Origin of the sequence: Lawsonibacter sp., assembly GCF_022777125.1 — a bacterium.
GTDB classification, from domain to species: Bacteria; Bacillota; Clostridia; order Oscillospirales; family Oscillospiraceae; genus Lawsonibacter_A; species Lawsonibacter_A hominis.
Map to the genome: position 1 here is coordinate 1 of NZ_JALFGV010000041.1, position 12,633 is coordinate 12,633.

The 12,633-nt window shown below is 61.6% G+C and carries 10 protein-coding genes and 1 pseudogene; 2 read left to right on the forward strand and 9 right to left on the reverse strand.

Annotation, left to right across the window (positions count from 1 at the left end; genetic code table 11):
• Window positions 1-270: 270 nt before the first annotated feature.
• Window positions 271-621 carry an Asp23/Gls24 family envelope stress response protein gene (locus MR825_RS03590; RefSeq protein ID WP_186906790.1) on the forward strand — a complete coding sequence of 117 codons (351 nt, stop codon included), beginning with the start codon at window positions 271-273 and terminating at the stop codon, window positions 619-621.
• Window positions 622-656: 35 nt separating this feature from the next.
• Window positions 657-2,330 (forward strand): DAK2 domain-containing protein, encoded by a 1,674-nt coding sequence (locus tag MR825_RS03595; protein ID WP_186906789.1) that lies wholly within the window; start codon window positions 657-659, stop codon window positions 2,328-2,330.
• A 120-nt stretch (window positions 2,331-2,450) separates the two neighbouring features.
• Here the strand turns inward: MR825_RS03595 and MR825_RS03600 are convergent, their stop codons facing one another.
• The 9 genes and pseudogenes from MR825_RS03600 to MR825_RS03640 form a co-directional block, all read right to left on the reverse strand.
• Entirely contained in the window at window positions 2,451-3,173 is a 723-nt protein-coding gene (locus tag MR825_RS03600) for an amino acid ABC transporter ATP-binding protein (RefSeq protein WP_186906788.1), read from the reverse strand.
• Window positions 3,160-3,891 (reverse strand): amino acid ABC transporter permease, encoded by a 732-nt coding sequence (locus MR825_RS03605; RefSeq protein ID WP_186906787.1) that lies wholly within the window; start codon window positions 3,889-3,891, stop codon window positions 3,160-3,162. The genes MR825_RS03600 and MR825_RS03605 overlap by 14 nt, the downstream gene beginning before the upstream one ends.
• Before the next feature lie 96 nt (window positions 3,892-3,987).
• A complete protein-coding gene (locus MR825_RS03610; RefSeq protein ID WP_256174673.1) occupies window positions 3,988-4,839 on the reverse strand; it encodes a transporter substrate-binding domain-containing protein in 852 nt (283 codons plus the stop codon).
• Window positions 4,840-5,006: 167 nt separating this feature from the next.
• The gene (locus MR825_RS03615) at window positions 5,007-6,755 is read right to left on the reverse strand and encodes a peptide ABC transporter substrate-binding protein (protein ID WP_287878940.1); all 1,749 of its coding nucleotides are present in this window, start codon (window positions 6,753-6,755) and stop codon (window positions 5,007-5,009) included.
• A gap of 441 nt (window positions 6,756-7,196) precedes the next feature.
• Entirely contained in the window at window positions 7,197-8,267 is a 1,071-nt protein-coding gene (locus MR825_RS03620) for an ABC transporter ATP-binding protein (RefSeq protein ID WP_256174672.1), read from the reverse strand.
• On the reverse strand, window positions 8,260-9,300 hold the full coding sequence (locus MR825_RS03625) for an ABC transporter ATP-binding protein (RefSeq protein ID WP_186906783.1): 1,041 nt from the start codon (window positions 9,298-9,300) through the stop codon (window positions 8,260-8,262). The genes MR825_RS03620 and MR825_RS03625 overlap by 8 nt, the downstream gene beginning before the upstream one ends.
• Before the next feature lie 19 nt (window positions 9,301-9,319).
• On the reverse strand, window positions 9,320-10,663 hold the full coding sequence (locus MR825_RS03630) for an ABC transporter permease (protein ID WP_287878942.1): 1,344 nt from the start codon (window positions 10,661-10,663) through the stop codon (window positions 9,320-9,322).
• 3 nt (window positions 10,664-10,666) lie between these two features.
• Window positions 10,667-11,608: an ABC transporter permease gene (locus tag MR825_RS03635; protein WP_186906781.1), complete on the reverse strand. Its 942-nt coding sequence runs from the start codon at window positions 11,606-11,608 to the stop codon at window positions 10,667-10,669.
• A 510-nt stretch (window positions 11,609-12,118) separates the two neighbouring features.
• Window positions 12,119-12,633, reverse strand: a pseudogene (locus MR825_RS03640) (GNAT family N-acetyltransferase); the annotation flags it as partial.

A 12,633-nucleotide genomic window follows, 5' to 3' on the forward strand; every position in this document is an offset into this window, starting at 1 on the left:
TATCTGTACTGCCGCACCATTTTTCACCCCGTTTCTATTGCTTCTTGTGGCGTACTGTGATATAAAAAAGAAGTGCGGAAGAACCGATTCACCCGTGTTCGGGTGTTTCGTGTCCTTTCGCACTTAATATTACAAGCCGCACCCTACTTTCTTGAAACTTTTTTCCCTTGTAATTTGCATGAAAATAGAATACAATATAGAAACGAATGAAAAGAAATCGGCCGTCTTCGCGGCGGCCTGCTTGCATTTTCCCAGAAAGGACGGGATTCCATGAAGCTGCAAACTGAAAAGGGCGAGATTACCATCAGCAGCGAGGTGTTTACCCACATCACCGGCGCGGCGGCGACCAACTGCTACGGCGTCAAGGGGATGGCGATCCGCTCCGCAACCGACGGGCTGGTCCACCTGCTGCGGCGGGAGTCCATGGCCAAGGGCGTCAAGGTGACCTATAACGACGATGCCACCGTCTCCATTGAGCTGCACATCATCGTGGACAACGGCGTCAATCTGATGGCGGTCAGCCGCTCCATCATGAGCGAGGTGCGCTATATCGTCAGCCGTACCACCGGCGCCGAGGTGCGCAACGTAGACGTGTGCATCGACTCCATGGTCATCGGCTGACCCCTGGTCCGCCATCGAAAGGAAGGAACACAGACATGAGAGAGTGTATTGACGGAGCGTCGTTTGCTCAGGCGATCATCCACGCGGCGGCCTCCATCAATCTACAAAAGCAGCAGATCAACGAGCTCAACGTCTTCCCCGTGCCCGACGGGGATACCGGCACCAATATGAGCCTGACCATCTCCACCGCTGCTGCCGAACTGCGCAAAAAGCACCCCAAGACGGTGTCAGACGCCGCCGCCGCCAACGCCTCCGCTCTGCTGCGGGGCGCCCGGGGCAATTCCGGCGTCATCCTCTCCCTGCTTTTCCGGGGGTTTGCCAAGGCCGTGAAGGACAAGGACGTCATCGACGGCCGCGAGCTGGCCATTGCCCTGGACTTTGGCGTGGCCGCCGCCTACAAGGCGGTGATGAAGCCCGCCGAGGGCACGATCCTTACCGTCTCCCGCCTGGCCGCCGCCCGGGCGGCTGACGCCGCGCGGGCCACGCCCAACGACCCGGAGGCCGTGCTGGAAGCCGCCATCGCGGAGGGCCAGCTCGCCCTGGAGAACACCATCAACCAAAACCCCGTACTGAAAAAGGCAGGGGTCGTAGACGCCGGCGGCAAGGGGTTTCTGGTCATTCTTCAGGGGATGCTGGACTCGATGCGCGGCCTGCCCCTGCCTGAGGAGAGCGGGGACCACGCCAAGCCCGAGCAGAAGACCGACTACGCCGCCATTGCCGCCGAGGAGATCACCTTTACCTTCGACACGGTGTTCATCGTCCGCAAAACCACCCGGAAAAGCCTGGAAGCCTTCCAGGCCTATCTCAACAGCATTGGCGACAGCCTGGTCATCGGCGAGGACGACGATGCGTTCAAGGTGCATGTCCATACCGACATCCCCGGCGCCGCCCTCACGGAGGCCCAGAAGTACGGTACCCTGGAGCTGGCCAAGATCGAGAACATGCGCACCCAGGCGGAGGATCTGGCCGCCGGCCGGCACATTCAGAGCACCGACGACCTGGAGGAGGCCGACCATTCCCACGCAGGCCGGAACGTCGCCCCGCCGGAAAAGCGATACGGCGTGGTGGCCGTCGCGGCGGGCGCAGGCCTGGCGGAGGTCTTCCGGGATCTGGGCGCCGACGGCGTCATCAGCGGCGGTCAGACCATGAACCCCTCCACGGAAGATATCATGCGGGAGATCGACCGCACTCCGGCTGAAATCGTCTACGTACTGCCCAACAACAAGAACATCATCATGGCCGCCGAGCAGTGCATCCCTCTGGCCGAGGGCAAGCGGGTGGTGGTGCTGCCTACCAAGACGGTGCCTCAGGGCATTTCCGCTCTGATGGTGATGGACCCGGAGGGTTCCGAGGAGGACAATACCGCCGCCATGACCGAGGCGCTGGGCCGCGTCCACACCAGTGAGATCACCTATGCCGCCCGGGACTCTGATTTCGACGGTTTTGCCATCCAGCGGGGCGACTATCTGGCCCTCACCGAGCATCAGCTCTTCGGCACCGACCGGAAGCTGGATAAGCTCCTGCGCCGTTTGGCGGAGGCCGAGCCCCAGCAGAATGCGGAATTTATCAACATCTTTTATGGGGAGGACGTGTCGGAAAAGGACGCCCAGAAGGCGCTGAAGCTTTTCACCGACGCCTGTCCCAATGCGGAGATCACCCTGCTGTCCGGCGGGCAGCCCGTTTACTACTATATGATCTCCGCGGAATGAGCCGTTGAGACCGGAGCGCGTCTGCAAAGCCGCCCCGGGCGCGGCCCAATCCGGCAAACACACAAAAGGACCGGTTTCCCACCAGCTTGCAGGCTGGTGGGAAACCGGTCCTTTTGCCGTTCACAGTACCTTGGACAGGAACTCTTTCGTCCGCTCCTCCCTGGGGTTGGCGAAAAAGGCCTGCGGCTCGTTCTGTTCCAAAATCTTACCGCCGTCCATAAAGAGGACCCGGGTGCCCACCTCTCGGGCGAAGCCCATCTCATGGGTGACCACCACCATCGTCATGCCCTCCCGGGCCAGCTCCTTCATGACCTCCAGCACCTCGCCCACCATTTCGGGGTCCAGGGCGGAAGTGGGCTCGTCAAAGAGCATCAGCTTCGGCTTCATGGCCAAGGCACGGACAATGGCGATCCGCTGCTTCTGCCCACCGGAAAGCTGGGCCGGGTAGGAATCCGCCCGGTCCGCCAGCCCCACGCGCTCCAGCAGCTTGACCGCCTCCGCATCGGCTTCTCCCTGCTTCATAAGGCCGGTGCGCACCGGCGCCAGGGTAATGTTTCTGCGGATGGTCATATTGGGAAAGAGATTGAAGTGCTGGAACACCATCCCCATCTGGCGGCGCACCTTGTCGATCTCCGTCTTAGGGTCGGTGATCTCGGTGCCGCCGAAGGTGATCGTACCGGCAGAGGGCGTCTCCAGCAGGTTGAGGCAGCGCAGGAACGTGGATTTGCCCGAGCCGGAAGGCCCGATGACCACCACCTTTTCCCCGGGGGAGATGTGCTCGCTGATATCGTCCAGCACCAGGTGGCTGCCGAAGGATTTGGACAGGTGTTTAACGTCGATCACTTTGACGCAGCCTCCTTTCCAGCTTGCCCTGAAGCCAGGTCAGGACCATCACGACCACCAGATACATCACGGCGATGCCCACGTAGGGGAACATGTACTCATAGGTCTTGGCGCCCACCGCCTCGGCAAAGTAGACCAGCTCCGTACCGCCGATGGCCGAGACCAGGGAGGTGTCCTTAAACAGCGTGATCAGCTCGTTGCCCAGGGCGGGCAGGATGTTCTTGAAGGCCTGAGGAATCACAATAAAACGCATGGTGTCCAGGTAGTTGAGGCCCAGGGAGCGGCCCGCCTCGGTCTGTCCCATGTCCACGCTCATCAGTCCGCCGCGGACGATCTCGGCCACGTAGGCCCCCGAGTTGATGCCAAGGCCCAGGATCCCAACCATGGTATGGTTGCGGCTGGTCTTAAAAATGACGAAGCCCCAGATGAGCAGCTGGACCATCATGGGCGTGCCCCGGATGATGGTGGTATACACCTTGCACACACCGTTTAAAATACCCAGCACCACGTTCCGGTGGCCCAGCCGCTGCTGGTCGTGGGCGGTACGGACGACGGCCACTACCACGCCCAGCACAATACCGATGACAAGGGCGGCGATGGTGAGCTGCAGCGTGACCCCCATGCCCTTGAGATACAGCTTCCAGCGCTCCCCTTCGAGGAAGGCCCGGTGGAAGCCCACACTGAACCAGTCAAGGAACTCTATCAGCCGAGTACCCATAGGCTCTCTCCTTTCTTTGCCTCAACCGTTGGGGCGGACAGCGAGAAAGGCGGCTCCCGGAACGCAGCCCGGGAGTCGCCGCCTCAATGTTCACCCTTATTTCGTGGTAATATACTTGTCCACGATCTTCTGGAAGGTGCCGTCGGCCTTCAGCTCGGCCATAGCGTTGTTCACGGCCTCCAGCAGGGCGGTGTTGCCCTTCTTCATGCCGATGGCGTAATCCTCGGTGACCCACTCGCCATCCAGGATGGTCAGGCCCTCATTGGCGGCCACATAGGCCTTGGCAGGCTCATTGTCGATGATGACACAGTCCACCTGGCCGTTCTTCAGGGCCTCTACGGCCAGAGCGCCGGTCTCATAGGCGATGACGTGGTCCTCGCCGTAGCCGCCCTTCTCAGGAGTATCCGACGCATAGATGTAGCCGGTGGTGGCCTTCTGGCAACCGATCATCTTCTCACCCAGGTTGTCCATGGTCACATCGGAGCCCTCCTTGACGATGACCACCTGCACGCCCGTGGCGTAGCTGTCGGAGAACTCCATGACGGCCGCGCGCTCCTCGGTGACGGTCACGCCGGCCATGACGATGTCGCTCTGGCCATTCTGCGCGGCCAGCAGGGCGGCGTCAAAGCCCATGTCGTCCACGACCAGCTCCAGCCCCAGCTTTTCGGCGATCGCGGCAGCCACCTCCACGTCGATGCCCTCGAAGGTGCCGTCGTCCTTCACCATCTCATAGGGAGGGAAGGCGGCGTTGGTAGACATGTGGAGCTTGCCCGCTTCCACGGTGACCAGGCCGTCGGCGGGGGTCGTTTCCGGAGCCGTGGTCTCGGGCGCGGCGGTCTCAGGGGCCGGGGTGGCGGCGGTGCCGGAACCGCCGGAGCAGGCGGCCAGCAGGCTGACGGACATGGCCAGTGCCAGGCCAAGGACAGCAATCTTCTTAAACTGCTTCATTTTCATTCTCTCCTATTCATGGTATCCACAGATGTAATAGCCTCATTCCGGTTTGGATGTTTCTTATTATACACCATATTCAGATAAATGCAATATTTATTCATTCGTCAAAGCTGACAAAAAACAAAGGGCGGAGCCGGTCGGCTCCGCCCTTTTGCTGTTGCGTTTTAGGCGTTGGGCTGGGCGTAGGTAAAGAAGAAGTAGCCCAGGGGGGTGTAGTACATGCCGTTGATACGGTCGGAGATCATGTACTTCTGGGTGTAGAAGTACAGGGGGTTAAGGGCCCAGTCCTGGCCGATGATGATGTCCTCGGCGTCATGCATGGCCTGCATGCGCTCGGCAGGATCGGTGGTGGACTTGGCGGCCTGGATCAGCGCGTCGTACTCGGGGTTGACGTACTGAGCGTCGTTGTTGCCGCCGCCGGTGAGCCACATATCCAGGAAGGACATGGGATCGTTGTAGTCGGCGATCCAGCCGTTGCGGGCGATGGAGTAGTCGCCGTCCTTACGGGTCTGCAGGAACACGGCCCACTCCTGGTTGTTCAGCGTCACGGTCACGCCCAGCTCGGTCTCCCACATGTACTGCAGGGCCTCAGCCACGGCCTTGTGGGCGTCGGAGGTGTTGTACAGGTACTCGACCACCGGGAAGCCCTCGCCGTTGGGATAGCCGGCCTCGGCCAGCAGCTGGCGGGCCAGCTCGCAGTTGGCCTCGTAGTCGGCGTCGGTGGGCGCGTAGTAATCGCCGCCGTTGGTGCGGAAGTCCGCGCCGGAAGCGCCCTCGGCGTCATACACGCCCGCGGGCACGAAGCCGCCGGCCTCGACCTGGCCGGACTGGGTCACCTGGTTGACGATGTAGGTGCGGTCAACGGCCAGAGTGAAGGCCTGGCGGACCTTGGGATTGTCGAAGGGGGCCTTCTGGGTCTGGTAGCAGACATAGTAGGTGCCGATGTAGTCCACGATCTTCAGGTCGCCGGAGGCGATCAGGCCGGCGATTTCAGCCTGAGGCACATCCTCGATGAAGTCCAGCTCGCCGGAGTTGAAGCCGGACAGCATGGCGTTCTGGTCGTCCATCAGCTTAAAGGTGATCTTGTCGGGGCCCAGGTTGGCCACGTCATAGTAATACTGGTTGGGCTCCATGATGATCTCGGAGTTGTGGTTCCAGGCGGTCATGGTGTAGGGGCCGTTGGACAGGTAGGTAGCGGTATCGAAGGTCCACTGGTCGCCGGCGGCCTCGATCATGTCCTGACGCACGGGGAAGGTGGCGGGGAAGGCGCAGATCTCGGTAAAGTAGGGCAGATCGTTCACCAGCGTCACCACGAAGGTGTGCTCGTCGGGGGCGGAAACGCCCAGCTCGGAGGGCTCCTTCTCGCCGGCCATGATCTCATTGGCGTTCACGACGCAGTCGATCATGTAGTTGTAGTCAGCGGCGGTCTCGGGGGTGACCAGGCGCTGCCAGGAGTACACAAAGTCCTGGGCGGTGACGGGCTGGCCGTCCGACCACATGGCGTCGTCACGCAGCGTAAAGGTGTAGGTGACGGTGCCGTCGGCGTTCTCAGCCTTCTCATAGCTGGCGGCCTGGCCATAGGTCAGCGCGGCATTGTTGGCCGTACCGTCGGAGCCGTTGGCCTCCACGCCGGAGTCCTCCCACTTCATCAGGCCCTCGAACATGTGGCCCAGCATGATGGCGCCGTCCACGGCGGAGTTCAGGGCGGGGTCGATGGACTGGGGCTCGGACGCGATGTTCAGAGTGATCTCATACGCGCCGTCGGAAGGAGCGGTGGTTTCGGGAGCGGTGGTCTCCGGAGCAGTGGTCTCCGGCGCGGTGGTCTCCGCAGTCCCGCCGCCGCCGCAGCCGGCCAGCAGAGAAACCACAAAGATCACGGACAGAAGCAGAGACAGGAGCTTCGTCTTTTTCATTATATGGACCTCCATTTTTCATTTTTGTATCATTTCGCCTTACGGCGCGATACACAATGGGTTTCTTTGCGCCCGCGGAATGCGGGCGCAAAAAGGCCATGGCCTTTTTGGAACAAACCGATTATATCATAGAGCTCAGCGGAGTGTAAAGCAATTGTTTCAAATTTGTTACATAAATTTGAACAAAAATCCAGATCCTTTTCCTGCCGCCTGCGCCGGGCGTGGCCTTCCGTGCGCTCCTTACCCCGGCAGATGGCACGCGGCCCAATGGCCGGGCGCATATGCCCCCCGCGGGGCCGCGCCCCGCGGGGGCCCCGCCTTTACCGCGCTTCCTCGGGCGGAATCGATCCGCCCTGCGGCAAGGGTTTGGCCATGCGGCCAAACCGCTTGGACGCCGCCCACGCGGCGGGCCGGCCCTGCCGGCCGAAGAATATGCGCCCCTTACCCCAGCAGATGGCACGCGGCCCAATGGTCGGGCGCATATTCTTTGAACTCGGGGACCGCTTCCCTGCACTTTTCTGTGGCATAGGGACAGCGGGTGTGGAAGCGGCAGCCGGTAGGCGGATTCATGGGCGACGGGATATCGCCCTCCAGTACGATCCGCTGCCGGGAGCGGCTTACCTCCGGATCGGGCACAGGCACTGCGGACAGCAGCGTCTTGGTGTAGGGATGCATCGGGTTGCGGTTGAGCTCGTAGCTCTCCGCCAGCTCCACCATTGTGCCCAGGTACATCACGCCGATGCGGTTGGAGATATGCCGCACCACGCTCAGGTCGTGGGCAATGAACAGATAGGTCAGCCCCATCTCCTGCTGCATATCCTCCAGCATGTTCACCACCTGCGACTGGATGGACACGTCCAGCGCCGAGATGGGCTCGTCACACACGATAAACTCCGGCTTCACCGCCAGGGCCCGGGCAATGCCCACCCGCTGCTGCTGGCCTCCGGAAAACTCATGGGGATAGCGGTTGGCGTGCTCGGTATTCAGTCCCACCTGCCCCAGCAGCTCCTTGATCCGTTCCGTGCGCTCCGCCTTGGAAGCGCACAGCTTGTGGATGTCCAGCGCCTCGCCGATGATCTCCCCCACCGTCATGCGGGGGTCCAGGGAGGCAGAGGGGTCCTGGAAGATGATCTGCATCTTCCGCCGGTAGGGCAGCATGTTCACCTGCTTGGGCCGGGGCACCTTGACCTGGACCAGCTCCTCCCGTTTCGTGGTGGAGCCGTCCTTCTCCCGGACCGGCACGCTCTTGCGCTGCCAGGGATCCTTCCCCTCGAAGATGGTCTGTCCGTCATAGACGATCCGGCCCGAGGTAGGCTCATGCAGCTGCAGGATGGTCCGGCCCAGCGTGGTCTTGCCGCAGCCGGACTCCCCCACCAGGCCCAGGGTCTCGCCCCGCCGGATGAACAGGGACACGTCCTCCACCGCCTGCACGCCGGGGCCCTTTAAACCCTTGACCCCAAAATACTTCTTCAGGTGATCGACCTGTACGAGGATGTCTTTTTGCTCACTCACGGCCGTCCACCTCCTTCTTCTCCCCCTTTTCCCGCTCCAGCTGCTCCTGTACCCGCAGCCAGCAGGCCGAGCGGTGCTGGTTGCCCAGCTCCACATAGGGCGGCATCTTCTGCAGGCAGATCTTCATGGCGTGCTCGCACCGGGGCGCGAAGGGGCAGCCCTCGGGCGGGTTGAGCATGTCCACGGGAGTGCCCTCAATGGGGATCAGCCGCTCGTAGCTCTCCGCGTCCACCCGCGGCATGGAGCGCAGCAGTCCCATCGTGTAGGGGTGGCCGGGCTGATAGAAGATATCGTCCACCGGCCCCTGCTCCACCATCTTCCCCGCGTACATGACCGACACCTTGTCGCAGATCTCCGCCACCACGCCCAGGTTGTGGGTAATAAAGATGATGCCCATATGGGTCTTCTTCTGCAGGTCCTTCATCAGTTCCAGGATCTGGGCCTGGATGGTCACGTCCAGCGCCGTGGTCGGCTCGTCCGCGATCAGCAGCTGAGGGTGGCAGATCAGCCCCATGGCGATCATCACCCGCTGCCGCATACCGCCGGAAAGCTCATGGGGGTACTGCTTCATTCGCTTTTCCACGTTGTTGATGCCCACCAGCTCCAGCATCTCCATGGCCCGCTTGGCCGCCGCCTCCTTGGAGACGCCCTTGTCGTGGGCCTTCAGGGCCTCGATCAGCTGGTTGCCGATGGTGTATACGGGGTTGAGGCAGGTCATGGGGTTCTGGAAGATCATGGCCACCTTGCTGCCGCGGAAGGCGATCATCTCCTCCTTGCTCTTGGCCAGCACGTCCTCCCCCTCAAAGGTGATGGACCCCCCGATGACCTTGCCCGGGGACTGCAGCAGCCCGATGATGGAGTAGGCTTCCACGCTCTTGCCGGAGCCGGACTCTCCCACGATGCCCATGACCTCGCCGTAATTCAGATCATAGCTGATGCCGCCCACGGCCTTGACTTCGCCCGCGGGGGTGAAGAAGGAGACGTGCAGATCCTTGACTTCCAGCAGCTTGCCGTTCTTTTCCGTATGGTCCATAGGTTTGTCTCCTCCTTTCTTATTTCTTCAGCCGGGGGTCCAGCGCGTCCCGCAGACCGTCGCCGAACAGATTCAGGCACAGGATCAGCAGGCTCAGGATGGCCGCCGGGATAAACAGGCGATAGGGATAGGTGGTCAGACCGCTCAGGGCCTCGGAGCACATGGAGCCCAGGCTGGTCAGGGGCGCGGACACGCCCACGCCCACGAAGGACAGGAATGACTCCAGGAAGATGGCGGACGGGATCTGCAGGAACGTGGTGGTGACGATCTGGCCCACGCAGTTGGGCAGCAGGTGGCGCTTGATGATGCGCCCGCCCTTCGCCCCCAGCGCCCGGGCCGCCGTCACGTACTCCTGCTGCTTGAGCTGGAGGATCTGCCCGCGGATGATGCGGGACATGGTCACCCAGTACAACAGCCCGAAGGCGATGAACATGGCGATAATATTGGGACCCAGGATGGTCACCAGGTTCTGCAGCGGCCCGTTGCCGGAGTTCTGGAACTGTTCCAGCGCCGGCTTCAGCGTGGCCGAGAGCAGCAGGATGATCAGCATCTCCGGTATGGAGTAGATCAGCTCCACGATCCGCTGCATGACCGTGTCCACCATGCCGCCGCAGTAGCCGGAGATGGAGCCGTACAGCGCGCCGATCACCAGCACCAGCAGGGCCGCGCACACGCCTACGATAATGGACACCCGGGCGCCCACCATCACACGCACCATGATGTCACGCCCCTGCTCGTCGGTGCCGAACACGTGGGGGAACACGTCCTCCCCGGCGGCCTTGCGCTGCAGTTCCTGCATCGAGTAGCCGAACGGCTTGGACTGGATGCCCAGCGCCTTCACGGCGTCGGCCTGGGTGACCTCCTCGGCGGTCTGCCCCTGGCTCACATTGGCCTGAGCGCGGATCTTGGCCTCCTCCACACGGGAGAGGGTCTTGCCCGCCGCCGCCGCTTCCGCGCGGGCCTTCTCCACCGCCTCGTCCGGGGTCAGCTTGCCCGCGCCGTTGTGCTCCTCCAGGTAATCGCTGATCCGCTTCTGGTCTTCCAGGCTGTAGTGCCACGGATGCAGCGACTCGGAGCCGCGCACCTGCTGCTTGTAGGTGTACGGAACCACCATCGGGCCGATGAATGCAAACAGGGCGATGATCACCACGATGCACAAAGCCACCATGGCCACTGTGTTCTTCCGCAGCCGCCGCCAGGCGTCCGCCCAATAGGACACGCTCTTCCGGTCCTGAATAAAGTTCTCCCGCTCCTCGGTGGTAGCCGCCTCGAAGGCGTCTCCGGGCAGCTCGTTCCACGACAGGATGTCCTCGATATCCGGCTGGAGGGAGCCGAAGGTCTTTTTCCGCTTGTGTTCGTCCATCGGTCAGTTCCCTCCCTTCGAAAGATTGATCCGCGGGTCCACCAGTTTGTACGCCAAATCCACCAGCAGGTTCATCACGATGATGAACGCCGCCAGGAAGATGGTCGTCCCCATGATCACGGGGTAATCCCGGTTCTGGATGGACTGTATGAAATAGCGCCCCAGACCGGGGATGGAGAACACCTTCTCCACCACCAGCCCGCCGCACAGGGTAAAGGCGATCTGGGGGCCCAGGTAGGTGATGACCGGGATGAGGGCGTTGCGCAGGGCGTGCTTGAAAATAATCTTCTTGTTCTTCAGCCCCTTGGCCCGCGCCGTCTTGATGTACTCCTGGTTGATGGAGTCCAGCATGGCCGTCCGGGTCTGCCGGGACAGGTAGCACATGGGATAGAACCCAAGCGCCGCGCAGGGCAGCACATAGCTCTTCAGCGTCCCGTCAAAGATCGTCGGGAAAATCTTGAGCCCCTCGATCCCGCCGCACAGCGTATGCAGCAGGATCGTCGCCACCACGAAGCCCGGCATTGAGATGCCGATGGTGCACACCACCCGCAAAAGGCTGTCCACCCAAGTCCCCCGCTTATAGGCGGCCAGGCAGCCCAACGGCACCCCGACCACCACCGCCCAGCAGATGGCCACGATGCCCACCTTCGCCGAAACCGGGAACATCTCCAGGATGATGTCCAGGACCGGGCGGTTCTTCTGCATTTTGATCGACACCCCAAAGTCCCCCTGCAGCAGGTTCCCCAGGTACTTTCCCAGCTGCACGATCAGCGGCTGGTCCAGCCCATACTTCGCGTTCAGCGCGTCGATCGTCGCCTGGGACGGCGTCTTCTCCGACAGCCACGGGTTCCCCGGTATGGCGTTCATCAGGAAAAAGGTAATGCAGGCCACCACCAGCAGCGTCAACAGCGCCATCACTACTCGCTTCGCTGTGTATTTTGCCATTTCTTCACTTCCTATATCTGTTGCTTCAATTCATGATGCCCCATATTAGCGTTCGTTTATTTTATCTTAAAAGCCCTCCTGCGTCAAGGGATTCCCCCCGCCTTTTTGATGGAAATGGCTCCTTTTCTTGCAAGTGTCCTCACACCGCGAACATTTATCCTCTGATTTGTCCATAAATTATTTCGGAAAACAATTTTCTTTATTATGAAAAACTGTTTTTTGGTGTCTTTTTTCTTTATTTTTAAACTTGCAAGCGAATATAAAACCATCAAAGTTAAAAATTATTCATTTGCAGTCAAACCCGTCAAACTAACGTGTTGAAGCATCCGATCAGAAACGATGCAAAAAGCGGCGCACGGACTTGCCGTGCGCCGCTTTTGGGGACATATTCTGCAAAATTCGATGCTTCAGGCGCATGATACCGGCGTACGCCCGTTTTCTTCGGCGGGCCGGAGCGGTTCAACCGCGCCGCGCCCCACACAGGCAGCGCCCCTCCAGCCGGACGCCCTATCAGTCAAACCCGAGGCCCATATAGCCGTGCGCCGTCCGCTCCCACAGCGCCCGCTTTTCCCGGTCGTACCACTTGACCATTCCGAACGCCTGGTTGTAGCTGCCCGGCAGGCCCTCCCACCCGGCGGGGGTACGCACATGATACCGGTCGGCGGGCAGCCGCTCCGCCAGCCGGGCCACGGCCCGCGCCAGGTGCTGAGACGGGATCAGCAGCTCCTTGCACAATACGCTGTGCCGATCCACATACTCAGCCGCGGCGCAGCCCTCCACACCGTCCACCGTGATCTTATACAGCCCCCCGCCGCTCATACGGCTCATGCCCTGCTGGAACCGCAGCAGGCGCTGATCATAATGGACCGCGGCGGTATCCGAGAGCAGGGCGCGCCGCAGGCGGCCGTACTCCTGCGGCTCCGCCTCCGTCAGGCCGTCCTCCGCACGCGCCGGCCCCACCATATCCCGCAGCAGCTCCAGCTTCCGGGTGGAAAAGGCCGGGCAAAACGCCACAGTGGCAAAAA